Below are 24,721 nucleotides of genomic sequence, written 5' to 3'. Positions count from 1 at the left end.
ATTTTTGCGGGAATAAGATGGATTAAGAAAGAATCGAAAGAAGCTAAAAAGAGGAAAAAGCAATGCTGAATTATTTATGGGCCTTCATGATGCTGGTAGGGGTTCTTTGGGGGGCTTTTCATGGGAATTTGAATGGTGTGACAGATGGGGCTTTAACCTCTGCAAAAGATGCAGTTATGCTATGCATCACCATGCTGGGAATTATGTCCTTCTGGAGCGGAATCATGGAGGTTGGGCGGAAATCCGGGTTAATCGAGCGGATGTCACAGAAAATGAGCCCCGTACTTCGTTTCCTTTTTCCACGGATACCGGATGAGCATCCGGCGCTTGAATACATCTCTACTAATATCATCGCTAACATTCTTGGACTTGGGTGGGCGGCTACTCCGGCAGGTCTTAGGGCCATGGAAGCCTTAAAGGAACTGGAAGAGAAGCGGAGAAAAGGAGAAGTTAGCGGAAAGTATGTGACAAAACCAGTTCCGGAAGGAACTGCAAATAATGAGATGTGTACATTTCTTATCATTAATATTTCTTCTCTGCAGTTAATACCGGTTAATATGATTGCTTACAGAAGCCAATACGGCAGTCCCAATCCAATGGCAGTGGTGGGTCCCGCACTCTTTGCCACGTTCCTGTCAACCATTGTGGGCGTGGCGGCCTGCAAACTATTGGATCGCTAGGTGGCTCCTTATAGGGCTGTTTTACTATAAATCCCAGATTATTAAAATCTGGGATTTGTTTTTGTGCTATAAAGACAGGATAAAGAAAATTGGATAATGTGCACAATGATTTCGGAATTTATTTAGCATATTTGTTATTTACAGCATTTCCAATATATGTTAAATTAATATCACAAACACAAGATATAAGGTATTACCTTATACGATAGGAGGTCTAATATGGACTACGAGATTGACGTGAAAAATCTAAAACGTTGCACGGAGATATCCCGCCAGTCAAGGGAAGCGGGGAATACCCCTTTTGGAGCGATTCTTGCAGGAAAGGATGGAAGCATTCTCCTGGAACAGCCTAATGTTGAGATTACCGAAGGGAAATGTACAGGTCATGCTGAGACGCAGGTAGCTGAGAGAGCATCTCAATTGTATTCGAAAGATTTTCTGGGGGAATGTACTCTTTATACAACGGCAGAGCCATGCGCCATGTGCGCAGGAGCTATTTACTGGGCAGGCATCGGCCGGGTAGTGTACGGGATGACAGAGAAAGATCTGTTGGAACATACAGGAGCAGATCCTCAGAATCCTACGTTTGACCTGCCTTGTCGTGAAGTATTTGCAAGGGGTCAGAAGAAAATTGAAGTTGTTGGACCATTTCCGGAACTGGTAGAAGAGATAGCGGAAGTCCATAAGGGGTATTGGAATAATTAATCATTGATTATCAGGAGGGTTTCGAGATGGAACAGAAAAATCAAAGTCAACAGGCTGACACAGAATATTCCCGCTGCGCCGTACCTTTAAGCGAGCGGAAAAGCTATTTTAGCCTTACAATTATTTGGACTGGATTTGTTTTTGTTATCACCAGTATGATGGCAGGAGGGGGTCTTGCTGCAGGACTGGATTTTAAGGGGATTTTGATTGCTACGTTGGGGGGCAATATTTTCCTGAGCATCATTGCTGTACTGATTAGTATTATTGCCTGCAAAACAGGACTTACTTTTGCTCTGCTCACCCGTTATAGCTTTGGTACCAGTGGTTCTAAAGCTGCATCAATTTTTGTTCCGGTAGTGAATTTTGGCTGGTATACCATTCAGGCAGCTACTTACGGACACTTTGTAGCCCAGGTATTCCATTTTGGCTGGGTAGGTGAAGGAATCTGTATGGCAGCCAGTGCTATTGTTATGGGAATTTTCGCCATGTTCGGCATACAGGCAATCGCTATCTTAGGATACATTGCTATCCCGGCAATCGTATTCCTGTCCATCGCCACTGCCATCCGCTCACTGGGTGTCATGGGAGGCGTAGAAGCTCTGTTTTCCTACGTACCAAGTGCAAATATACCTTTATTCTCAGGAATTACCGCTGTCATCGGCACGTGGGTGCTTTCTACCGCTACCTGCATTGCAGATATCATGCGTTATGCCAAGGATACAAAAACAGCTATATCCGCAACTCTTACAGGTCTTTTAGGCGGAAACATCCTCATGATCGTCTGCGGCGCAATTGCTGCTATTGCCATGCACAACAGTGATTTGACCGTTATCCTCTTAGGCTTTGGGCTGGTTATTCCAAGCTTAATACTTATGACCACCAACATTTTTACAACCAATGCAGCAAACCTTTACTCAACCTCCCTGAATCTTTCCAATGCATTTAAAATGGAGAGAAAGAAAATGCTGGGAATCCTTTTAGCTCTTTCTGCGATTGCAACCCTTACAAGGCCATATGAGGTCGGTTTCTTGTTCAGCTTCTTAAATATACTGGGAACAATTGTTCCGCCCTTATCCGGAATTATCCTTGCTGACTATTTCCTGGTTCATAAGGGCCGGTATGAGGAATTTGACAAAGCTTCCTTCCGCAAATGGAATCCGGTTCCCTGGATTACCTGGGCCGTTTGTATTGCAGCAGTATACATCATTCCCTTCGGACTTCCGTCACTGAACGGAATCATCCTGGGAGCTATTATTTATACGGTAATGATGGCTGTAACCAATAAGCAGGTGGTTGGCAATCTGGCTGAAGAAGCATAGAAGGAGAGAATTATATGGACAGATATAAATTAAGTGCCCTGTTGGGAACAATCATTATGGGAATTGGATCATTCATGGCTTGTCTGGCTGAAAATTCGTTATACATATTCACTGGGAATGTACTTCTTGTGGCTAGTATTTTCATTATGATATATGGCTACGCCAAGTGGCAGCCATAAATAATCGGTTGCAAAATGGCTTGCGGATATTAAATAAATTGACCCGGAGTGAAAGCTTTCATAGCTTTCATTCCGGGTCAATTGTTATTTATGTGCAGCAGATCCTAAATTTCCTCATAATGCAGAAGCCTCTTGCGTATTTGACTGTATTTTAATATGCTGGTGTCCACATACTCCCAGGCATATACAGCGGCCATACCATCTTCATCATAATTAATTCCCTTCAGAAGGAGAAATGCTTTTGGTGGGATACCAAAGCGTTCCAGAAGTCCGTTTAATAGTTCCACGTCCCTGCTGTATACTGCATTCAGTTCTACTTTATCCCATTCCAGCTTCTTTCCGGTGGACTTAAACATAAAGTAAAACACAGAATTAACAAAGTTGTCAAGCTCTTTCATATCCACTCCATTAAGATAGGAGTATGGGATGTAATCTCTTGTGACAGCACAGATTTGTTTATCAGCATAGAATATCTTATCACAGATAAGGACCAGGCTGCCTTCTGTAATTTCAAGGCGATTGGCCACATCTCTGTCCGCCTTAATGATCCCGTGGTCAATCATTTCCACCCTGGGTTTATAGCCGCTGTTGGTAATCATGTCCACAAAATGCATAACAGGATTGAAACTGGCCTTCATTTCAAAAAAGCTGCTATTTATAAAAGTCCCTCTTCCATGCCTGCGGAATATCATTCCCTTAGCAGACAGATCGTCGAGGACGCTGCGCAGTGTGATGCGGCTGACTCCCAGCATTCTGGACAGCTCTTCCTCTCTCGGCAGTTTGTTATTCACCGAAAGGTCCATCTGTTTGATAAAATGCAGAAGTTCCATTTCTACCTGTGTTTTTAAATCTGTTTTTTGTATTCGACGCGGTTTTGGCCCCTTGCTTTCTTCCGTCATGTAATCCCCCCATCATATCCTATTTATAAGCGCAGGAATTCCGATAATTACATTCTAGCATGACCGAATTATCTTGTAAACACGTGTGCAAAATTTAAGCCTTAGGACAGAGTTTCTTTATAAATTTTTAATGCCTGTGCCAGCTGATCCGGACAGGAGGTGGGCCTGAAGCCGCACTGGATCCCTTCCAGTCTTTTGATTGCTTCATCTACATCCATGCCTTCCACCAACCGGGACACGCCCTGGGTGTTGCCGGAGCAGCCGCCTACAAACTGAACTTGAACCAGTTTGTTATCCTCCACTTCAAAATTGATTTCCTGTGAACAAACGCCGTGTGTTTTATATTTCAACTTAAATTCCTCCAAATTGTAAAATTTCATCATAGCAGATTATAAAATTATAGGGAATCCGGGCAAGGATGTCAATAGCTCTTTAAAAACCGGTGATATTCAAAGCATTCCGATGAAATTCCAATGTATTTTTCCTGACAAATTTGATACAAACTGATATAATAGGTAGCAGTGTACCTTTATGCCCGGAAAACATAGGCATGAAGAGGAAAGGAGAACAATTATGTTAGGAATTATAGGGGCCATGGATGTAGAGGTGGCAGAAGTAAAAAAAACCATGGAGAATGTTACGGTAGAGACTATCGCTGCCATGGATTTTTATAGAGGAATTTTAAAAGGAAAAGAAGCGGTGGTGGTTCGTTCCGGCATCGGCAAGGTAAATGCGGCAATCTGTACTCAGATTCTGGCCGATCATTACCATGTGACTGCGGTCATCAATACCGGGATCGCCGGTTCCTTAAAGAATGAAATCAACATCGGGGATGTGGTGCTGTCCACAGATACGGTCCATCATGATATGGATGCAACCGGCTTTGGATACCCTGCCGGGCAGATTCCCCAGATGAAAGAATTTGCCTTTGAGGCGGATGAAAGGCTTCGGAATCTGGCTGAAGAATGCTGCAGGAAGGTCAATCCTGAGATTGAAGTTTTCATCGGAAGGGTAGTTTCAGGGGACCAGTTTATTTCTGATAAGGTTAAAAAACAGTGGATAGGGGATACCTTTGGGGGATATTGTACGGAAATGGAAGGGGCTGCGATCGCACAGGCAGCGTACTTAAACCACATCCCTTTTCTCATCATCAGAGCCATTTCAGATAAGGCGGATGACAGCGCAAACATGGACTATAGCGAGTTTGAGGAGAAGGCGGTAAAGCATTCTGTGAACCTTATTTTAGCCATAGCTGAACGGTATTCATATTAAGTTAAGAATCGAATCCTGACAGGATTTGACGAACGATTCTAGGCTCTCTCATCTTCCCAAAGCCAAATTGGGTGATTATAATAAACCTATCACCGGTCGAAACCGGAAAGAAAGGGGAGTTATAATTATGCTGGAATTTTTACAGACAGGCAAGGCGCTATTCGTGCTGGCAGCCTTATGCGGCATCGGCATTGTCACCAGATGGCTGACACGTAACCTCTACAAAAGATTGATTAAAGAATCTGATAACCTTACATTGACCAAAAACAAAAGTCTTCGGGCATTTAAACAGAAGACGGAAAACACGTACCAGATAAACCAGGGAATCCCAAAGGTAAAGCCGTATCTGGAACGGCAGATGTATGATTTTAAATATATGGGAGTAACACTCCACGGCTGGAACATATTTTCCAACCAGATGACACTCTGGTGCTTTCTGGCAGGAGGTGCGGCAGCATTTGCATCTTACTGGTTCCGCGCCGATTCTTATTACATAGTCTTGTATGGCTCTGCAGGTATCATGGCCGGTCTGTTTACCATTCTGGTGGACCACGGCGCAGGAATTGTGGAGAAACGGCAGCAGCTGTTTGCGACTCTGGATAATTATCTGGAGAATACGCTTATTTACCGGTTGGATATGGAACGAGATGATTTACAGGCAATGTCGGGGCCTCATATGGAAACCCGTGAAAATATAAGATCCATTTATTCCCAGTCCCCAAAGGGAGGGGTGGAAGTCGAGCCGGAGCAGGACAAGAAGGCAGACAGGAGAAGTGCAAGGCAAAGAAATGGGACATTAGAAAAACCGTTAAGGAGCCGTTCCCAAAAGCAGTCTATGGATGTGTTTTCTGAAGCTCCTGAGCAGGTACCCGAAAGAGCGGAAAGCCAGGTACAGCCAGACCTTAAGAACTCCAGGCGGGATGTGGATTACTTAAAACGGAGCTTGGAGCAGATTGCCGCCAGCAGGGAACGAGAACGGGGCGGCAGACAGGGAGAGGACTGGTTAAAGGACCTAAGTCCTGATGAGTTAAAGCTGATCGGTGAAATTCTCCAGGAATATTTAACTTGAACGTTTGGAAGGCGGAAAGAAAATCATGTCGCATTCAGAACTATTCTGTGGTATAATTTTCCTAAGCAGGGAGTCAGAAACCTGAAGTCAAATAACCCATAGCAAGCTACGGGCTATTTGGACCCGCAGGCAGATACCAAGGTCAGGTGAGTATGGCTTCGGCTCGCTGCCTTTGCGAGAATAGAAGGAAAAGGAGAATATTAGCAATGGGAAATGTAATTTTTGATTATTCCAGGGCAGCAGGATTTGTATCAGCAGAGGAAATGGAGAATATGAAAGCCACAACAATGTGTGCTAAGAATGTGCTGATGGACAAGTCTGGTGCAGGCAGTGATTTCTTGGGTTGGATCGATCTTCCGGTAGATTATGATAAGGAAGAATTCCAGAGAATAAAGATGGCAGCAGAGAAGATTCAAAATGATTCGGATGTTCTGCTGGTCATCGGTATCGGTGGTTCCTATCTTGGAGCCAGGGCAGCCATAGAATTTTTATCCCACAGCTTTTACAATGTATTGCCAAAAGGAAAACGTAAAACTCCGGAGATTTATTTCGTTGGAAACAGCATCAGCAGCAAATACATCCATGACTTAAAGGATGTACTGGAAGGAAAGGATTTCTCCGTTAATATTATATCAAAATCAGGAACCACCACAGAGCCTGCAATCGCTTTCCGGGTATTTAAGGATATGCTGATTGAAAAATATGGCCGTGAGGAGGCAAATAAAAGGATTTATGCCACTACGGATAAGGCAAGGGGCGCGCTGAAGAATCTGGCTGACGAGGAAGGCTATGAATCTTTCGTGGTTCCGGATGATGTAGGGGGACGTTTCTCAGTGCTTACAGCAGTCGGTCTTCTCCCGATTGCAGTATCCGGCGCTGATATTGATAAATTAATGGAAGGCGCGGAGGCGGCCAGGATGGAAGCCCTGGAAGCGCCTTATGAATCAAACGGCGCCCTTCAGTATGCGGCTGTGCGCAATATTCTGCTTCGGAAAGGGAAAACGGTGGAGATCGTGGCAAACTATGAGCCAAGCCTTCATTATGTTTCCGAGTGGTGGAAGCAGTTATTTGGAGAAAGTGAAGGAAAAGATCAAAGAGGGATCTTTCCAGCCGCAGTGGATTTGACCACAGACTTGCACTCTATGGGACAGTTTATTCAGGATGGGGCCAGAATTATGTTTGAAACCGTGCTGGAGTTGGAAGAATCGTCCGCAGAAATCCTCCTCAAGGAAGAAGCAGTTGATACCGATGGTATGAACTATCTTGCAGGAAAGAGCGTTGATTTTGTTAATAAGAGTGCTATGAACGGAACCATTCTGGCTCATACCGACGGAAACGTGCCAAATCTTATGGTCAGGATTCCCGGACAGGATGAGTACAGCCTGGGACAGCTGTTCTACTTCTTTGAATATGCATGCGGTGTAAGCGGATATATTTTGGGCGTAAATCCGTTTAATCAGCCGGGAGTGGAAAGCTATAAGAAGAATATGTTCGCACTCCTTGGAAAACCGGGATATGAAAAGGAGAGGGAGGAACTCTTAAAGAGATTATAAGGTGTTTAAATCGCGCCGGTGTTCCGGTTCAGACTTTTATAAAAGTCGGACCGGAACACCGGCGTTTTTATATATTTCGCATTATTTGGAAACAATAAAGAGATATTTAAGGAAAACTTAGATATGAAATGATGGTTTAGTGTAGTATACTTAACATGCGTGAATAAAAACACATGATTGAAGGAGGAAGATATGAAAAAATATTTAATGATGTTTCTTGCTTTGGCCACGGCCCTGTCGCTTACTGCCTGCAAGGGGGAAAAGGATCCAAAGGTGCTTTATGATGAGGCCTCGAAGAAAACATCGGAGCTGACATCCATGGATGTGATTTCCGTGATCAACATGCAGATGACTCAAGGAGAGGAAACCACAGATATCAAAATGGATCTTGATATGAAGATGGCGGACATCAACACCGAGAACATGAGGTATCTGGCCAAGGGAACCACTTCACTTATGGGTCAGAATATGGATCTACTCATGTATTATGAAAACGGATATTATTATATGGATTCCATGGGCCAGAAGATTAAATACGCCATGGATTTAGATGGCATAATGAAACAGGTCAAGCAGAGCACAGAAGGTGCAAGCGTAAATTCTTCTTACCTTAAGGAAATCACGGCAAAGAAGGATGGGGCTAACCAGGTCCTTACCTTTACGGTTGATGCTGAAAAGATGGATGCCTACGTACAGGATATGATGGGTCAGTTAGGAACCAATATGGAAGGCGTAACTTATACCATCAAAGAAGCAAGTGGTGAGGCAACGATCAATCAGGAAGGGTTTTTTACCAATTCAAAGATCAAGATGTCTCTTGAAATGACCACTCAGGGCCAGACCATAGCTATGGTTATGGATACGGATTCCACCTATAACAATCCCGGTCAGACCGTTGAAGTCACAGCACCGGATCTGGAGGGATATACGGAAATTGATGCCAGCACATTGGGAAACCAGTAATCAGCAGTCATATAACCGTGCAATTGAGCATGAAAAAAGCGCAGCCATAACGGCTGCGCTTTATATGTCTGCGGATTGTCACAACCCACCAATAGCCCACCTGCCTCTATTCTTCAATGACCTGAATTTCCAGAAAATCAAAATCAATGTATTCTATAAAATTATCCTGGGTAAACCGGGCTTTGGAATGCTTTTGAAACTCATGGACAGTAGCATCCAACCACATGGGTTTTCCAAGATCGAACTGGAGGCAGATGTCATCAAGCGCCTGAAAGACCATAGTGGTTCTGGAAAGGCTGTAGTCAGAGATGCAGATAACGGTGTCTTTCATGATCCTGGTATCTTTCATTAATTTTGCCCACATGCGAAACATAAGCGAATTTTCCTTTCTAAAATAAGGGGATGCCATCAGTTATTTACGATGCAACGATTATAGCATTATTGCACAGAAAAAGGCAAGAAGGAAAATGGCGGACATTGTAAAACAATGAAAAATATGATAGAATCTTTGTAGGAAAAACCGAAGGAGGAAGACTTAAGATGGCGCAACCCATAACAGATCAGGTTGGTTTTCTTGGAGAGGCCTGCAGGGCTGTCCAAGAGCTATCTGCAAGCAGGAGTTTATTGGAAAAGTTCCGTCTGGAAGAGTCACGTCTGGATAAGGAACTGGATGCAGAAAGGAAGGCTGTAACAGATACCATCAGCCTTACGGTGAAGAAACGGATCGAGGAAATTAACGACACCTATGACAAGGAAATAGCCAGGGAACAGGATCGCTTAAAACGGGTGAGAAGTAAACGGGAGAAGGCAAAGACACAGGGAGTCAGGGAACGGATTGAAGAGGAGACGGCAGAGCTTAAGGGAAACAACCGGGAGTTAATGCTGCAGATGAAGTCTGTATTCCAACAGGACCGGGTTCCTGGCCTTTGTAAAAGCGGCTGGTATTATGCTCTGTATCTTCCCAGGGGATTTTCAGAGTTCCTTGTGCTGCTTTTAAATATTTTCTTGTTCTTTCTTGCAATCCCCTGCGGGATCTATCTGCTGCTTCCGGAGAAATCCCCCTTCTACCTCATAGGGATTTACTTTGTGGTCATCTTGTTTTTTGGGGGCATTTACATCCTCATCAATAATCTTACCAAGGTGAGGCATCAGAGTGCATTAAATAAAGGAAGGTCTATCAGAGACCTTATTAAGTCCAACAAACGAAAGATCAAAGTCATCGTTCATTCCATAAAAAGAGACCGTGATGAAGCTGTATATAATCTGGAGAAATACGATGATGAGATCGCTCGGATCGATCAGGACTTATCTAATATTGCTGATAAGAAGCGGGAAGCCTTAAACACCTTTGATAAGGTGACAAAGACCATCCTGTCCGATGAGATTGCCGGCAACAGCAGGGAAAAGATTGCTAAGCTTGAGGAAGATTATGAGGCCGCATCCGCTAATGCCAATGAGGCGGAAATCAGAGTAAAGGAGCAGACCCTGTTTATCAATGATAATTATGCTTCCTATATTGGAAAAGAATTTATGGTTCCAGATAGACTTGACGAACTGGCGGATATGATCCGGATGGGTAAGGCCTCCTCCATCAGCGAAGCAAAAGCCCTTTATAAGAATCTTAAAGAATAAAGTCAAATGCCCTGAAGCAAGCTTCAGGGCATTTTTACTAGAATCAAGGTGTGGGATGAAAGCATTTGTTTAGCCTTTCTCCTGCATCTGTTTTAATATCATCTACTTTATGAAGGCAATTTTCCTATGATATTTCCTGTCCTTTCAAATGAATAAATCCATAAATGGCGGCTTATAATAGAACAGAGAAAATAAGGACAGCAAGGCAGGATATTATGAAATTATGGGAAAGAATTGCGATCCGCGGAAACCGGGACGTTTTTTATTATGATACAAAGCAGGTATTCCAAGCAGAGGAGTTTGCTTCCAGGCTTTATGACATGATACGTATGGAACAGGAGAACGGTAAAGAAGCGGGAGTGCTGTTTTTGTGCATTGGGACCGACCGTTCTACCGGGGACAGTCTTGGACCGCTCATTGGCTACAAGTTGAAGGAAAAAGAGCTGGAACATTTAGAAATTCTGGGGACGCTGGAACGTCCGGTCCATGCCATGAATCTGGAGACTTACCAGACCATTTTGAAACTTCGCTATCCGAATCATGTGGTGGTGGCAGTAGATGCTTCTGTGGGGAGTTTGGAACATATCGGCTATGTAACATTGGGAAGAGGAGCGTTAAAGCCAGGCCTTGGTGTCAGCAAGGAGCTTCGGGCCGTAGGAGATATTTTTATTACTGGGATCGTAGGGAGCTGCGGAAATTATGACCCTCTGATGCTGCAGAGCATCCGGCTTTCTGTTGTTATGCGCATGGCTGACTGCATCAGCTATAGTATTAATCTTGTCGAAAAGTTATGGGAAAACACTGCCCTGCTTTGACACGATTTTCACCCATATTATGCTATGATTCATTGGATTAAAAAGAATAGCGAGGTGAGCCAATGGGTGAATTATATAATCCGTTCCCGAAGCTGCCGAAGAATATCAGGCAGATCGGGGATAGGGATCAGATTGTAAAATTGTATATGGAAGATTATGTAAATACTTACTTGAAACGTCTGTATCCTGCGGGTGGACAGGATCTCCGGGTTGGTCTTCTGTTAGGCGGCATGGAATTCAATGACGGAACGCCATATATCTTCATTGACGGAGCTTTGGAAATGGAGGATGTGACGGAGGCCGGAGGTCGTGTGGTGTTTTCTGAACTTTCCTGGAAAAGGGCCTATCGGAATATGGAGCAGCTTTTTCCAAAGCGGACCATCCAGGGCTGGTTTTTGTGCGGCAGGCCAGGAGATGATCTAAGTCCCATCAATTACTGGAAACAGCATATTCAGTATTTTGGGGGACCCAACAGGCTGATGTATTTAAGCAATGGAGCAGAAGGCGACGAAACAATTTACATAACTTCGGAGGATGGATTTTACAAGCTTAAAGGATACAGCATTTATTATGAGCGCAATCAGATGATGCAGGACTATATGGTACTGCGAAAGGATGTAAAACGTATCGAAACAGATACAAATGATAAGGTTATCGAAGAATTCCGCAAGCGGATGGACGAGCATAAGGTGGAAGTTACTGACCGGCATCAAACGGTAGGGCTTCTCCGGGGCATGTGTATGGCCATGTCAGTCGTCATATTAGCTGGCGGAATTGTTATGTTTAACAACTATGAACGAATGCGGGATATGGAAAGTGTGATCGCATCAGCTATTCCGGCCAAGGCAGAACAGATTTTGATCGGGAAAAAGAATACGGAAAAAGGAGTCAAGGGCGAATCCAAGGTAGTTGTTGAGGAGGCAGAGGGAGGTGTTTACCCTACCACGGCAGTGAGTAAGGAGACCATGTCCGAAACAATGCCGGTTCAATCCCAGGCTGAGTCCATGGCGGAGAGCAAGGCTGCAGAGACTCTGCCCCAGGGAACTCAGGCTGAGACTCAGGCAGCGACTCAGGCAGCGACTCAGGCAGCGACTCAGGCAGCCGTCCAGGAAACAGAGGCAGCTGCAAATGGAAGCCCGCGGGTTCATTTGGTACAGGAGGGAGAAACTCTTTATAGTATCTGTATAGCGGAATACCATTCGGTGAATAAATTAAAAGAGGTATGCGAACTTAATGGGCTGGATGATGAAAATAAGATTGTTGCGGGGCAGAAAATACTTCTTCCATAGAAAAATATAATGCGTTTCTTCCTGAAATGATGTATACTACCAGTATATATGGGCATTTTTGGGAGAAAAGAGCATGATAGACAGGAACTCTATGAATAGAGAGATTAAAAAAAACCAGCTTCGGCGGCAGATTGTTTCATCTTCTCCTCAGGATGGCACAGACAGCCAGGAGATCATAAAAAAAGCTCTTACCAGGGTGAAAAAGAGAAGGATCAAAATTGCTCTGGTGCTGTTTTTGGTGCTTCTGGCAGGAGCCATAGGAGTTTATGAATATTTTACCCTTTATCAGTATACCCAATATGGCGTGGCCTGGAATAAGGATATGAATGAGGGTAGCTATGTGGGATATCTTAGCTTTGGTTCCAATGTATTAAAATACAGTAAGGACGGCGCCTCCTATCTGGATTCCCAGGGGAAAGAAGTCTGGATACAAAGCTATGAAATGAAATCTCCCAGGGCATACGTAAACGGAAATTATGCGGCTATTGCAGACCAGCAGGGAAATTCTATCTATATTTTTGATAAATCAGGAAAGACTGGTATAGCAACGACAGTACTTCCTGTTGTAAAGGCAACGGTGTCCTCTTACGGAGTGGTGGCCGCGATTCTGGAGGACTCCACATCAAATTATATTTATTTCTTTAAGCGGGATGGAAGCGTCCTGGATGTGAAGATCAAGGCACTTTTAGGAGGTATTTCTGGTTATCCGGTGGATATCAGTTTGTCCCCCGACGGCACACAGCTGATCGGTGCATATGCATATTTGAAAAACGGAACGTTAAACGGCAGGGTGGCTTTCCATAATTTTGCAGAAATTGGTAAAAATGTTAACGACCGGCTGGTGGGCGGTTTTGATGAGCCTTATGACTCTTCCCTTGTTGCCCAGGTCCAGTTCCTTGACGATACATACTCCTGTGCCTTTGCTGACAACAGCGTTTCTTTTTATTCCACAAAGAATGAGCTTTCTCCGGAGCTGATCCGGCAAGTGGCTGTGGAAGAGGAGATAAGGAGTGTGTTCTATTCTGAAAAATATGTGGGGCTTATTGTGAGCAATCCGGATGGAGAAAATCCCTACCGGCTGGATGTGTACAAGCCTAACGGGAATCTTGTATTTTCCAAAGGTTTCCAATATCAGTACACCCATGCTGATATTGACGGCGACCATGTAATTTTGTATAATGAAGATTCTTGCAGAGTCTATAACATGTCCGGAAGGCTTAAATTTGCCGGGACATTTGATTTTCCGATATCTAAGATCCGAAACGGCAGGTTCCCCAATACTCTGATCGTAACCGGCCCCCAAAACATGAAAGAAATAAGATTACAAATAGGAGGACAATACCAATGAGCAACATCGATACCATGTCAGTCAACGCAATCCGTGTTTTATCAGCGGATGCCATTCAAAAAGCCAACTCCGGACATCCGGGACTTCCCTTAGGCTGCGCTTCAGCAGCTTATGAATTATGGGCAAACCATATGAACCACAATCCAGCAGATCCAGACTGGGCCAATAGAGACCGATTTATCTTATCCGGAGGCCATGGTTCCATGCTTTTGTATTCCCTGCTTCATTTATTTGGATATGGGAATTTATCAAAAGAGGATGTGATGAATTTCCGCCAGCATGGCTCCAAGACTCCAGGACATCCGGAGTATGGTCATACCGTAGGCGTGGAGGCTACCACAGGACCTTTGGGCGCAGGTATGGGTATGGCAGTTGGTATGGCGATTGCTGAGAAGCATCTGTCATCCGTATTCAACAAGGAGAATTACCCAGTTGTTGACCATTATACCTTTGCACTGGGCGGAGATGGCTGTATGATGGAAGGTATTTCCTCTGAAGTATTTTCTCTGGCTGGTACCCTCGGCCTTGGAAAATTAATTGTTTTATATGACTCCAACCAGATCTCCATTGAAGGAAGCACGGACATCGCATTTACTGAGGATGTCAGGAAGCGTATGGAAGCATTCCATTTCCAGACTATTACCGTTGAAGACGGAAACGATCTGGAAGCCATTGGGCGAGCCATTGAAGAAGCAAAAGCAGATACAGAGCATCCCTCTTTTATTACTATTAAAACCCAGATCGGCTATGGCTGTCCTGCGAAGCAGGGAAAAGCCAGTGCTCATGGAGAACCTCTGGGAGCTGACAATGTGACAGCTTTAAAGGAAAACTTAGGCTGGCCATCCATGGAGCCCTTCTATGTTCCTGAAGAAGTGTACAGCCATTATCAGAAGATCGCAGAGGATAAGGCAGAAACAGAAGCAGCATGGAATGTGATGTTTGCTGCATACTGCCAGGAGTATCCTGATATGGAAGAACTTTGGAATGCATACCATGATCCGGATGCAGGAGAAAAGGCCATTGAAAAATGCGAAGACTACTGGAAGCGGTCCGAAAAGGCGGATGCAACCAGAAATTTATCCGGACAGGTTTTAAACCGTTTAAAGACTTATATGCCAAACTTAATCGGCGGTTCTGCAGACCTTGCTCCTTCCAATAAGACCAATATGTCCGATATGGGTGATTTTTCAAAGGAGAACGGCGGCGGCCGCAACCTTCATTTTGGTGTAAGAGAGCTTGGTATGACAGCAATCGGAAACGGAATGATGCTTCACGGAGGCCTTCGCACCTATATAGCAACCTTTTTCGTGTTCAGCGATTATACAAAGCCAATGGCACGCTTGTCCTCATTAATGGGCGTTCCGCTGACCTTTGTATTTACCCATGACAGCATCGGCGTTGGAGAGGATGGACCTACCCATGAACCGATTGAACAGCTTGCCATGTTAAGAGCAATGCCTAATTTCCATGTGTTCCGTCCCTGTGATGAAACAGAGACAGCAGCAGCCTGGTATTCTGCACTGACCTCTAAGAAAACCCCTACCGCTCTTGTTCTTACAAGACAGAACTTAACACCAATGCCGGGAAGCAGCAAGGAGGCCTTAAAAGGAGGCTATGTAATCGATGACTGTGAAGGCACACCGGAGATCATTCTGATCGCAAGCGGTTCTGAGGTGGAGCTGGCAGTCAATGCGAAGAAGCTTCTTGCCCACAAAAAGGTACGTGTGGTTTCCATGCCTTGTATGGATCTGTTTGAGGAACAGACCGATGAGTATAAGGAATCTGTCCTTCCAAAGGCAGTTCGTAAGCGCGTGGCAGTAGAAGCATTAAGTGATTTCGGCTGGGGCAAATATGTGGGCCTTGACGGAACTTATGTGACCATGAAGGGATTTGGTGCCAGCGGTCCTGCAAATCTTTTATTTGAACATTTTGGATTTACTGCAGAGAATGTAGCAAAGGCTGCACAATCCATTTAAGAAGTTCTGCTAGGCGAATGCCCGTGAGCTGGTAAAACCTGCGGTTTTACCAGCTCCATTGCGGACTTACATACGTTACGAAAGGTAAAAAGGAGTGTATAGAAAATGGGAATGAAATGTGTCGGTGTAGATGTAGGCGGTACATCTGTAAAAATCGGAATCTTTGAAATAACAGGAGAGCTCATCCATAAGTGGGAGGTACCTACCAGACAGGAAGAAGGCGGAAAATACATCCTTAGCGACACCGCTGCTTCCATACTAAAAACCCTTAAAGAGCTTAATATTCCCCTGGAAGAAGTAAAAGGAGCAGGCTTGGGAGTCCCAGGTCCAGTCATGCCTAGCGGGTATGTAGAAGTCTGCGTAAACTTAGGCTGGCGTGATATGTATCCAGAAAAAGAATTAAGTGAAATGCTTCATGGCATCCCGGTAAAAAGCGGCAACGACGCCAATGTTGCAGCCCTTGGAGAGATGTGGCAGGGAGGCGGAAAAGGCTATGATGATATCGTCATGGTCACCCTGGGCACCGGAGTAGGCGGCGGCGTGATCATTGACCAGAAGATCGTTGCCGGTAAGCACGGTCTGGCCGGAGAGATCGGACATGTGCATATCCGTGATGATGAAACAGAAAGCTGTAATTGTGGAGGCGTAGGCTGCGTAGAACAGATAGCCAGCGCAACAGGCATAGCAAGAGAAGCCAGAAGGAAAATGGCTTCAAATGATACTCCATCCGTTCTCAGGACATTTGGTGATAACGTAACGGCAAAGAATGTGCTGGATGCTGCCAAGGAAGGGGACGCACTGGCTTTAGAGGTCATGGAGGTTGTAGGCCATTACCTTGGACTTGCTCTGGCTCAGATTTCTATGGTGACAGACCCAGAGGTCTTTGTTATTGGAGGAGGCGTTTCAAAAGCCGGATCATTCTTAATTGACATACTTTTCAAACATTTTGACAAGTACACTCCTATTTCCAAAAATAAGAGCGGAATCGTCCTGGCGAAGCTGGGAAATGATGCGGGAATTTATGGAGCAGCAAGGCTCATCCTGGATTAAAAATGATAAGGCGGATTCTTAGGAATCCGCCTCTTTTTTCCTTTATTAATTAAACGTTACTGGCAAAGAGCCCTAGCAACCTCCGCTGCGTTATTAAAGTCCGCTTCTTCCGGATTCCAAAGACACTTGGCTTCTGTCTCCACAACCGAGAAGCCGGCATCGGTCAGCCGTTCCCGAAGGACCTTTGTCCCTTCTCCGCTCCAGCCGTAGCATCCGAATACAGCCGCTTTTTTACCTTTATACTTCAACTCCTTCAGGAAATCAAGCCACCCTCCCACAGAAGAAAGGATGCTGCCTCCTACGGTTGGGGAACCAAGGGCAATGGCTTTTGATTTAAATACCTCTGTCATAATATCATTCTTATTTACCTTAGAAATGTTATAAATCTTCACCCTGGTATCCGGTGAAATCTGTGCGATTTCGGCGCTGATCTTGTGGGCCAGCTGTTTTGTCCCATCCCACATGGTATCATAAACAATGGTGATTTGATCCTCCTGATAATTCTGGGACCATTCGTAATATTTTTCCACGATCTGCAAAGGATTCTCCCTCCAGATAGAACCGTGGCTGGTAGCAATGATGTCGATTGGCAGGTTAAGTCCCTGTATTTCCTCAATTTTCTTTTTCACAAGAGGAGAAAACGGAGTCAGAATATTAGCATAGTACTTTATGGCCTCCTCCCACAACCTGCACTGGTCAGCCTTGTCATTGAATAATTCCTCCACTGCAAAATGCTGTCCAAACGCGTCATTGGAAAAGAGGATATTATCCCCCGTTAGGTAGGTAGCCATACTGTCAGGCCAGTGGAGCATTTTCATTTCCACGAAGACCAGTTTCTTCCCATTCCCGATATCAATGGAATCCCCTGTCTTCACCACCTGATAATTCCATTCCGGATGGTGATATTGACCGGTAAGAGATTTCACCCCGTTAGCCGTACAGTAAATAGGGGTTCCAGGTATCTTCTCCATCAATGCAGGAAGGGAACCGCTGTGATCCACTTCTCCGTGGTTGGCTACAATAAAATCAATTTCCTTTAAATCAATTTCTTTTTCCAGATTATCTATAAATTCCGTGGAGTGTGGTTTCCAAACAGTATCGATGAGTACTGTTTTCTCTTCCCTGATTAAATAAGCGTTCTGACTTGAGCCATGATTAATGGAGTAGTCGGCTCCATGAAAGGATTCCAGCTCCCAGTCCATAATTCCTACCCAATAAACATTATTTTTCACAAGTTTTTTCATATTCAAATCCCTCCTTCATATTTTGGAAACAGCAGTGAGTTTTCTGTGAATATATGAATGTACACATCGTTTACCAGTTCCTGCAGCTTTTTAAATGCCAGGCGGTAAGAAGCACAACCGTCTTCTGGCACAGTAAAATCATTGGTGCAGGCTGTGATTTCTTTTATCAGGATTCCGGCCGCTTCATGCTCATCCTCTAAATCCTTCACATAACCGGTGTTATTGTCTCCAGTAAAGCTGTTTTTCATATAGGGGAAAATAAGCTTTTCTTCCTTTGCGAAATGTTCCTGGAGTTCCTTTCTCAAGTCTGAAAAAAGCCCATGTAAAGGAACCAGCTGTGTTTGATGATGTTCGTAATGAGCCAGTAAAACTTTATTAATCAGCTCATCAATTTCCGATAATAGGATTCTTTCTTTCGAATGATGAGTTTCAATAATATAATCAATCAGGTCTGGGACTTCCATTTCTGACAGCCGTTCTACGGCCAGCACTTGTCCTTTATTTGATTTTTGAGGCTGATTCACAATCTTTTTGTTAAGCAGTTCGATAAAGCTTTTTGACTCGATTCCCAGCTTCTGTATAGCCTCTTCCAATTCATCCTTTCCGCCGCAGCAATAATCAATATGAAAATCATTAAAGATCTCAACAGCTCCCGGATAGGCCTTAACTACATCGGTTACTTTCATTTTACCTGTAATCATGTTTCTCCTCCTCTTTTCTTGATTCTCTGTTTTTTCAGAAATGTTTGTTTTGTTTGTAAGGCCAGTATATCCGGAAAAAAGAATAAAGAATGTGATTTAAATCATTATTTTAAAACTTTTTATTTTTTATACTTCATTTTCAAAAGTGTCTCTTAAAATATCTTTGTTTCGTACGTGGATCTTACGATTCCCTTCTAACTCAATGGCACCTTCCTTGCGAAGTTCTCCAAGCTTTCTGCTTATGGTTTCCCTTCTGACATTAATATAAGCGGAAATATCATCTCTGGTCAATTCAATGGTTTCTCCCTTGATCCGGCTGCTTCGGAATAAAAGAAAACCGGCGACCCGGGCCTTGGCATCGTTGACGGATAATAGCTGTACCAGTTCGTTTGCTGCTGACAGCTTCTGCCCAACCACGTTCAATATTTTAACTCCGATTTCAGGTTTTTTTAATATCAGTTCATGAATATCCGTCAAGGAGATAAGGCATACCCCACATTCTCCCAGGGCAATGGCATTTGCTTCAAAGGCTTTTCCGCCGAATATGTTCTGCTCTCCGTAGATATCCCCTTCCGTCAGTATATCAAGAACGTATTCTTTACCTTCCAGGGAATAGCGGCTGATCTTAACCTTACCGTAACGGATGACCAGTATTTTATCTGCCGGGTCATATTCATGAAAAACCGTTTCCCCTTTTTTGTAATCTAAATGCCGGGCCCTTGATACCAGTTCCTTCTGCTCTTCTAAAGAAAGGGGTTCAAAAAGAGGGATTTTTGAAGTGCACAATTTATTACAGCAGCTACACTTAAGTTCCATGCCGTTCTCCTTTCGGACATTTGTCTGTATTATGGATAATTATATTATGGGATTTCCATTTCCGCAAGCCGAGCTATTAGCAAAAAAACTCTTTCACTATGAAATATGGTATCGGATAGTCCTGCAAAACGGCTCTTTTGGGGTGGTGAGTCGATAATTGTCCGGCAGCAAATGCATTACATCGGGAATATCCTGTGCTTCCAGTGCAATGGCGCAAGAGGCGAGGGATGGCGCACCGCCGCACAAAGTCATTCCACGGGGTAAAAATCCCCCTGAATACAGGACCAGGGCAGGTGCATCTGTCATCATTTTCAGGGTTCGTCCGGTTCCCCTATCCCGCAGGATGCAGGCTTTTTTAATCTCTACAGGACGTTTTACAGACCGCAGCGGGCGGAACGTCTGATTTCTATTAAGAATGTAGGCGTTATTGTATCCACGTCCAATGGAAAGCTGTTCCTTGCAGACGGGACTTTTGGCGGACCGGATAAGGGACAGCAGCTGCCTGGAAGACCGGAAATCAAAGACGGTATCTGCCGCAGGTATGATATCTGCCGGCAGATGGTCTTTATTATTAACGCACACGTTATTGGCAAATATCTGGATCTCTTGTTCCAGTCCGGAGACAGAAAAATCACCGGAAAGATTCCAATAAGTGTGGTTGGACATGTTAATATAGGTAGGAGCGTCTGTCATCGCGGTGTACTCTATAGTAAGCCAGTTGGTGTCTTCCAGGGTATATTTGACTTGATAGATTCTGTTGCCCGGATACCCATCCAGGCCGTCAGGCTGGACTGCAGACAGCAGGATGGAGGCCGACTCTAGACCGGAAGCCAAAGATGTTACTTGCCAGAGCTGGGAGGATAAATGATTGATCCCTCCGTGGAGCTGGTTTATCCCGTCATTATTTGATAGTCGGTATATCTCTGGTCCTACAGGGAGTAGCGCTTTCCCAATTCTTCCGGCATTAGGTCCAAGGGTGGCTCCTGCATAGCAGAGACAGCTTTCATATGGTCCCATATCCTCAAAGCCCAAGGTGACCGGCCGCTCTCTGCCGCTTTCCTCTCTTATTGCGATCTGTTGAATGGCAGCTCCCAGCGCCATTACGGAAACCGTCATGCCCAGGCTGGTGGTCATATCATAAACCGTATAAGCAGTTCCAGCCTGATTCCATAATTCTCTGGTTTTTATTTTCATAGACATATCCTCCATTTAAAACCAGTATAAGGATTCGCCCCTGAAAGGGAAAGGTCATAAAAATAGAAGAGCAATTTTTCAAAATGACAGAGCAAGAGAAAGCAATAGGAACAAGAAAATCAGCACCCGGATGGAACAGGCGCTTAAGGAAAAGCCGGGAGTGATCTGCGGCAAAAAAGATGACTAATGGCAAAATTTTGAACGGAAGTAAGCCGCTTCATTATATAGGAAGGAGGGATAGCATTAAATGAGAGCAATTTTTAGCAATGATAGAGCAAGCCTACATAATGATGAATTCTGGTTCGATGATATAATGAATTTATTAAAACGTAAAGCTGGAATAAAAAAGAGGAGGTAAGACATGGGGAGCGTATTGGAATTCCAGAATATATCCAAATATTTTCCCGGAGTAAAGGCGTTGGACCAGGTATCCTTTCAAGCGTATTCCGGGGAAATTCTGGCATTTTTAGGGGAAAACGGGGCTGGCAAGTCCACTCTGTTAAAGGTGCTTAATGGAGATTACCAGCCTACCGGGGGAAAATATCTCCTGGATGGTGTTGAAAAGCATTTTCAGTCTCCTCATGAGGCTATTGAGGAAGGGATTTCCGTCATATATCAGGAGCGGCAGATTCTTTTGGAATTATCCGTTGCAGAGAATATTTATCTGGGGAGAATGCCTGTAAGCAGGATGGGATTCATCGATATCCGCAAGGCAAATGAGATGACGGAAAAAATCATAGAGGATTTTGGTCTTCCCATCAGTCCATCTACAAAGGTAAAGGATTTAAGTATCGCCTATCAGCAGATGGTGGAGATCATGAAGGCCTATTCCAGAGAAAATTTAAAGGTGATCTGCTTTGACGAGCCTACTGCCTCCCTGTCGGATTCAGAAATCGAATCCCTGTTTAAGATTATTGGGAAGCTGAAGGAAGAGGGGAAGATTATCATCTATGTATCCCACCGCATGGACGAGCTTCGGAGGATTACGGATAAGGTGGCGATTTTTAAAGACGGACGCTACGTGGCCACGGTGGAGACAGGAACGGTGCCGGAAGCGGAACTGATCCGCATGATGGTGGGCCGTGACCTGGGAGATATTTACAGAAGCTTAGACAGAAAAAAGGTGATCGGAGATGTACTTCTGGAGGTGAAAAACTTATCTTCGGATTATGTAAAAGAGAATTCCTTTATACTGCGAAAAGGAGAGGTTCTGGGCTTTTCCGGCCTTGTAGGGGCTGGAAGGACGGAACTTATGAGGGCCGTCATTGGAGCAGATGAGGTGAAAAGTGGTGAGATTTATCTGGAAGGAAAGAAAATACGCAACCGCTCTCCTCATGAAGCCATGGAGCACGGGATTGTTCTGGTGCCGGAGGACCGAAAGCTCCAGGGAATTCTTTCGAATTTAAGTGTCAGCGACAATATGAATATTGCCATGCTGGATACCAATTCCAACAGGCTGGGATTTGTAAATGGGGAAAAGGAAGAGGAGCTGGCACAAAAGGGAATCCGGGATTTTAAGATCAAGACTCCGTCTCCTGACAAAAAGATCGTGGAACTTTCCGGCGGAAACCAACAGAAATGTATTGTGGCCCGCTGGATCAGCACAAATCCAAAGGTGCTCATCTTGGATGAGCCGACCAAGGGAATTGACGTAGGCGCCAAATCGGAGTTTTATCATATGATCTGTAAATTTGCCAAGGAGGGACTGGGGATCATTCTGATATCATCAGAGCTTCCTGAGGTGATTGGTTTGTCGGACCGGATCATTGTCATGAAATCTTTGAGAATCACAGGAGAAATAGCGGCGGAGGAAGCAACCGAAAGCAAGCTTCTGAGTCTGGGTATGATTGGGGAGGTACAGGAATAATGGAAACAAATAAGAAAAGCAGAATCAAAATAAATGGTGACAAGATCGTACTGCTTGCGGCAATCGTTGTAGTATTTGGGCTTTTTACCTCTCTGAATAAAAACTTTCTTTCGGTTACGAACTTAATTAATATTCTGGTGGCGGCTTCCCTTGTAGGGCTTGTGGCTGTGGGCCATACATATTTAATCATTGCAGGGCAAAATGACTTGTCACCCGGCTCTGTGGCTGCATTTTCCGGCGTTATGGCGGCTCTGCTGGTAGGCAAGGGAGTTCCTTTCGGGGTTGCGTTGATTCTGACTATTGGCTGTGGGATACTCATCGGATTTTTCAATGCCTTTATGGTAAATCGGATTCATCTGGAGGCCTTTATTGCAACCCTGGTAACCCAGTCCATAATCAGAGGCTTTGCCTATATCATATGCGGCGGAAAGCCGGTTTCCATCAGCAACAGGACCTTTCTCATCCTGGGAAAGGCCAGAATCTTAAACATTCCCCTTTCCGTTTGGATCATGGTGATCTGTATCATCATTTTTGGCATCATTCTTTCCAAAACGAAATTCGGAAGAAGCGTTTATGCCATCGGCGGCAGCATGGAAGCCGCCAGACTTGCCGGGTTAAATCCGAAAAGAATCATTACCACCTGCTATGTGATGATGGGAATCCTCTGCTCCATCGGAGGGGTTATCTTCGCGGCTCGTATGAATTCCGGCCAGCCGGCGGCTAATGTGAACCTGGAATTTGACGCGATTACGGCTGTTATTCTGGGCGGTGTATCGTTTATTGGCGGAGTGGGAAATATGGGAGGAACTATTCTTGGAATCATACTGATCCAGTCCTTTAATACAGGTCTTACTATGGTAAATGTTCCAAGTTTCTGGCAGTTTGTAGCAAAGGGAGGACTTCTTTTATTCGCCCTGGCAACAGACTATTTGAGAAAGCAGAAGAGAGAGCGGGATTTACTGGCAGCATCTATGAAAAATTTATAAGGTTCCAAGGGAAACCGGAAGGTTTTCTGAAGATAGAGCAAAAATTAAAACAGGAGGGTTACAAATCATGAAAAAAACAGCAGCAATTATTTTGGCAGCAGCAATGGCAATGGGGTTGACAGCCTGCAGTGGTTTTACTGATGAAAAACCGGCTGCAACCACGACGGCAGGTACGGCAGAGACAACGACAGGCGGGACCCAGACGGAAGCAGGGGCAAAGGGAGTTGTCTACGGAATCTACAAGGCCGGGGATCAGACATGGTTCATTGACGAAGGAGCGGCGGCTCAAAAAGCAGTGGAAGAAAAGGGCGATGAATTTATTTATGTGGATGCAAAAATGAATCCGGAAGAATATTTAAAGGCCATTGATAATGCCATTGCAAATAAGGCAAAGGGAATTGTTACCTGTATCCCGGACCAGACCATGTCCCAGGCCGTGGTTGATAAATGTAAGGAAGCTGGCATTCCAATTGTTTCGGCCGATGATGCGCTCCAGACGGATGCGGGAGAAAAAATCGCTCCATGGGTTGGCATTAATGCTTACGTAATCGGACAGGCCAACGGCCAATGGCTGGCGGACTATGCCAATAAAAACAATCTGGCAGGGGATCCGGAATGTGGGTTAATGATCCTGACCATGGATACGGTTTCCTCCTGTGTTCCAAGGGCAGAAGGAGAGCTGGATAAGTTTACGGAAATTTGCCCTGATTTTCCGAAAGAGCGGATATTCAAGGCAGATCATGACGGAACCACGGATAAGGGTAATGTGGCAGCTACATCAGTCATTACCGCTCATCCGGAAATCAAGAAGTGGTTGGTAACGGGAGCCAATGAGGAAGGTACTGTCGGTGCAGTCCGTGCTTTGGAGAGTGCAGGATTAGACGCCAATGCAATTGCAGTAGGCCTGGGAGCTTATATGGCAAAGGATGAATGGAACAACAAGGGAGCTGACGGAACCTGTATGAAAGCAGCGGCCTATTTTTCCTCTGATTCCGTTGGAGCAGGCTCAGTCAATGTTTTATACGATGTGATCAGTGGAAAAGAGGTTCCAATGGAGACAGCCGTAGATGCAGTGATCGTTACCCCTGAAAATTACAAGGAAGTGATGGGAAAAGCAGCGGAATAAACCGATTGCCTAGTGATGAAAAAAAGCAGCCTCTGCAA

The 24,721-nt window shown here is 44.7% G+C and carries 24 protein-coding genes; 17 read left to right on the top strand and 7 right to left on the bottom strand.

Going from position 1 to position 24,721, the window contains the following annotated elements:
* Positions 1-62: 62 nt before the first annotated feature.
* The 4 genes from ACHZES_RS14180 to ACHZES_RS14165 all read left to right on the top strand — a co-directional run bounded on the left by ACHZES_RS14180 (position 63) and on the right by ACHZES_RS14165 (position 2,883).
* On the top strand, positions 63-680 hold the full coding sequence (locus tag ACHZES_RS14180; protein ID WP_395549286.1) for a nucleoside recognition domain-containing protein: 618 nt from the start codon (positions 63-65) through the stop codon (positions 678-680).
* Positions 681-899: 219 nt separating this feature from the next.
* Positions 900-1,385, top strand: a complete 486-nt coding sequence (locus tag ACHZES_RS14175) for a nucleoside deaminase (protein ID WP_038282228.1) — start codon at positions 900-902, stop codon at positions 1,383-1,385.
* Between the two features lie 26 nt (positions 1,386-1,411).
* The gene (locus tag ACHZES_RS14170) at positions 1,412-2,704 is read left to right on the top strand and encodes a cytosine permease (RefSeq protein ID WP_395549287.1); all 1,293 of its coding nucleotides are present in this window, start codon (positions 1,412-1,414) and stop codon (positions 2,702-2,704) included.
* 14 nt (positions 2,705-2,718) lie between these two features.
* Complete coding sequence (locus ACHZES_RS14165; RefSeq protein ID WP_166429732.1) at positions 2,719-2,883, top strand: hypothetical protein; 165 nt, start codon at positions 2,719-2,721, stop codon at positions 2,881-2,883.
* A gap of 104 nt (positions 2,884-2,987) precedes the next feature.
* On the opposite strand, the gene ACHZES_RS14160 is transcribed toward ACHZES_RS14165, so the two are convergent.
* Both ACHZES_RS14160 and ACHZES_RS14155 read right to left on the bottom strand, forming a co-directional pair.
* A complete protein-coding gene (locus tag ACHZES_RS14160) occupies positions 2,988-3,782 on the bottom strand; it encodes a GntR family transcriptional regulator (protein WP_038282232.1) in 795 nt (264 codons plus the stop codon).
* 101 nt (positions 3,783-3,883) lie between these two features.
* Positions 3,884-4,132 carry a TIGR03905 family TSCPD domain-containing protein gene (locus ACHZES_RS14155; RefSeq protein WP_038282233.1) on the bottom strand — a complete coding sequence of 83 codons (249 nt, stop codon included), beginning with the start codon at positions 4,130-4,132 and terminating at the stop codon, positions 3,884-3,886.
* Positions 4,133-4,355: 223 nt separating this feature from the next.
* On the opposite strand from ACHZES_RS14155, the gene ACHZES_RS14150 reads away from it, so the two are divergent.
* The 4 genes from ACHZES_RS14150 (at position 4,356) to ACHZES_RS14135 (ending at position 8,639) form a co-directional block, all read left to right on the top strand.
* A complete protein-coding gene (locus ACHZES_RS14150; protein ID WP_395549288.1) occupies positions 4,356-5,054 on the top strand; it encodes a 5'-methylthioadenosine/adenosylhomocysteine nucleosidase in 699 nt (232 codons plus the stop codon).
* A 127-nt stretch (positions 5,055-5,181) separates the two neighbouring features.
* Positions 5,182-6,123, top strand: a complete 942-nt coding sequence (locus tag ACHZES_RS14145; protein ID WP_154526862.1) for a hypothetical protein — start codon at positions 5,182-5,184, stop codon at positions 6,121-6,123.
* A 206-nt stretch (positions 6,124-6,329) separates the two neighbouring features.
* Positions 6,330-7,676, top strand: coding sequence for a glucose-6-phosphate isomerase (locus ACHZES_RS14140; RefSeq protein ID WP_395549289.1), 1,347 nt, complete (start codon positions 6,330-6,332; stop codon positions 7,674-7,676).
* 192 nt (positions 7,677-7,868) lie between these two features.
* A complete protein-coding gene (locus tag ACHZES_RS14135; RefSeq protein ID WP_395549290.1) occupies positions 7,869-8,639 on the top strand; it encodes a DUF6612 family protein in 771 nt (256 codons plus the stop codon).
* 106 nt (positions 8,640-8,745) lie between these two features.
* On the opposite strand, the gene ACHZES_RS14130 is transcribed toward ACHZES_RS14135, so the two are convergent.
* The gene (locus ACHZES_RS14130; RefSeq protein ID WP_038282245.1) at positions 8,746-9,012 is read right to left on the bottom strand and encodes a hypothetical protein; all 267 of its coding nucleotides are present in this window, start codon (positions 9,010-9,012) and stop codon (positions 8,746-8,748) included.
* Between the two features lie 167 nt (positions 9,013-9,179).
* Between ACHZES_RS14130 and ACHZES_RS14125 the strand changes: the two genes are divergently transcribed.
* From ACHZES_RS14125 to ACHZES_RS14100, 6 genes are all read left to right on the top strand, one after another.
* Positions 9,180-10,271: a hypothetical protein gene (locus tag ACHZES_RS14125; RefSeq protein WP_395549291.1), complete on the top strand. Its 1,092-nt coding sequence runs from the start codon at positions 9,180-9,182 to the stop codon at positions 10,269-10,271.
* A 215-nt stretch (positions 10,272-10,486) separates the two neighbouring features.
* Positions 10,487-11,086, top strand: coding sequence for a spore protease YyaC (gene yyaC, locus ACHZES_RS14120; protein ID WP_154526854.1), 600 nt, complete (start codon positions 10,487-10,489; stop codon positions 11,084-11,086).
* A 62-nt stretch (positions 11,087-11,148) separates the two neighbouring features.
* Positions 11,149-12,375, top strand: coding sequence for a LysM peptidoglycan-binding domain-containing protein (locus tag ACHZES_RS14115; protein ID WP_395549293.1), 1,227 nt, complete (start codon positions 11,149-11,151; stop codon positions 12,373-12,375).
* Positions 12,376-12,448: 73 nt separating this feature from the next.
* Positions 12,449-13,723 (top strand): DUF5711 family protein, encoded by a 1,275-nt coding sequence (locus tag ACHZES_RS14110; protein ID WP_395549294.1) that lies wholly within the window; start codon positions 12,449-12,451, stop codon positions 13,721-13,723.
* Complete coding sequence (tkt, locus tag ACHZES_RS14105) at positions 13,720-15,699, top strand: transketolase (RefSeq protein WP_395549295.1); 1,980 nt, start codon at positions 13,720-13,722, stop codon at positions 15,697-15,699. The genes ACHZES_RS14110 and tkt overlap by 4 nt, the downstream gene beginning before the upstream one ends.
* A 105-nt stretch (positions 15,700-15,804) precedes the next feature.
* Positions 15,805-16,749 carry an ROK family glucokinase gene (locus tag ACHZES_RS14100; RefSeq protein ID WP_395549296.1) on the top strand — a complete coding sequence of 315 codons (945 nt, stop codon included), beginning with the start codon at positions 15,805-15,807 and terminating at the stop codon, positions 16,747-16,749.
* 56 nt (positions 16,750-16,805) lie between these two features.
* Here ACHZES_RS14100 and ACHZES_RS14095 read toward each other — a convergent pair whose 3' ends face one another.
* The 4 genes from ACHZES_RS14095 to ACHZES_RS14080 form a co-directional block, all read right to left on the bottom strand.
* Positions 16,806-17,993, bottom strand: a complete 1,188-nt coding sequence (locus ACHZES_RS14095) for an MBL fold metallo-hydrolase (protein WP_395549297.1) — start codon at positions 17,991-17,993, stop codon at positions 16,806-16,808.
* A gap of 2 nt (positions 17,994-17,995) precedes the next feature.
* Complete coding sequence (locus ACHZES_RS14090; protein WP_395549298.1) at positions 17,996-18,694, bottom strand: DUF542 domain-containing protein; 699 nt, start codon at positions 18,692-18,694, stop codon at positions 17,996-17,998.
* 126 nt (positions 18,695-18,820) lie between these two features.
* The gene (locus ACHZES_RS14085) at positions 18,821-19,510 is read right to left on the bottom strand and encodes a Crp/Fnr family transcriptional regulator (protein ID WP_154526840.1); all 690 of its coding nucleotides are present in this window, start codon (positions 19,508-19,510) and stop codon (positions 18,821-18,823) included.
* A gap of 96 nt (positions 19,511-19,606) precedes the next feature.
* Positions 19,607-20,704: an aldose epimerase family protein gene (locus tag ACHZES_RS14080; protein ID WP_395549299.1), complete on the bottom strand. Its 1,098-nt coding sequence runs from the start codon at positions 20,702-20,704 to the stop codon at positions 19,607-19,609.
* Positions 20,705-21,065: 361 nt separating this feature from the next.
* Here ACHZES_RS14080 and ACHZES_RS14075 point away from each other — a divergent pair, with 361 nt between their 5' ends.
* The 3 genes from ACHZES_RS14075 to ACHZES_RS14065 all read left to right on the top strand — a co-directional run bounded on the left by ACHZES_RS14075 (position 21,066) and on the right by ACHZES_RS14065 (position 24,683).
* Complete coding sequence (locus tag ACHZES_RS14075) at positions 21,066-22,571, top strand: sugar ABC transporter ATP-binding protein (protein ID WP_038284980.1); 1,506 nt, start codon at positions 21,066-21,068, stop codon at positions 22,569-22,571.
* Positions 22,571-23,557 carry an ABC transporter permease gene (locus ACHZES_RS14070; protein ID WP_395549300.1) on the top strand — a complete coding sequence of 329 codons (987 nt, stop codon included), beginning with the start codon at positions 22,571-22,573 and terminating at the stop codon, positions 23,555-23,557. The genes ACHZES_RS14075 and ACHZES_RS14070 overlap by 1 nt, the downstream gene beginning before the upstream one ends.
* Before the next feature lie 67 nt (positions 23,558-23,624).
* The gene (locus ACHZES_RS14065; protein ID WP_395549302.1) at positions 23,625-24,683 is read left to right on the top strand and encodes an arabinose ABC transporter substrate-binding protein; all 1,059 of its coding nucleotides are present in this window, start codon (positions 23,625-23,627) and stop codon (positions 24,681-24,683) included.
* The last annotated feature ends 38 nt before the right edge of the window (positions 24,684-24,721 follow it).

This window comes from Lacrimispora sanguinis, from assembly GCF_044987295.1.
Classification (GTDB): Bacteria; Bacillota; Clostridia; order Lachnospirales; family Lachnospiraceae; genus Lacrimispora; species Lacrimispora celerecrescens_B.
The sequence above is the reverse complement of the archived record's forward strand: the minus strand, read 5'-3'. Positions and strand labels throughout refer to the sequence as shown.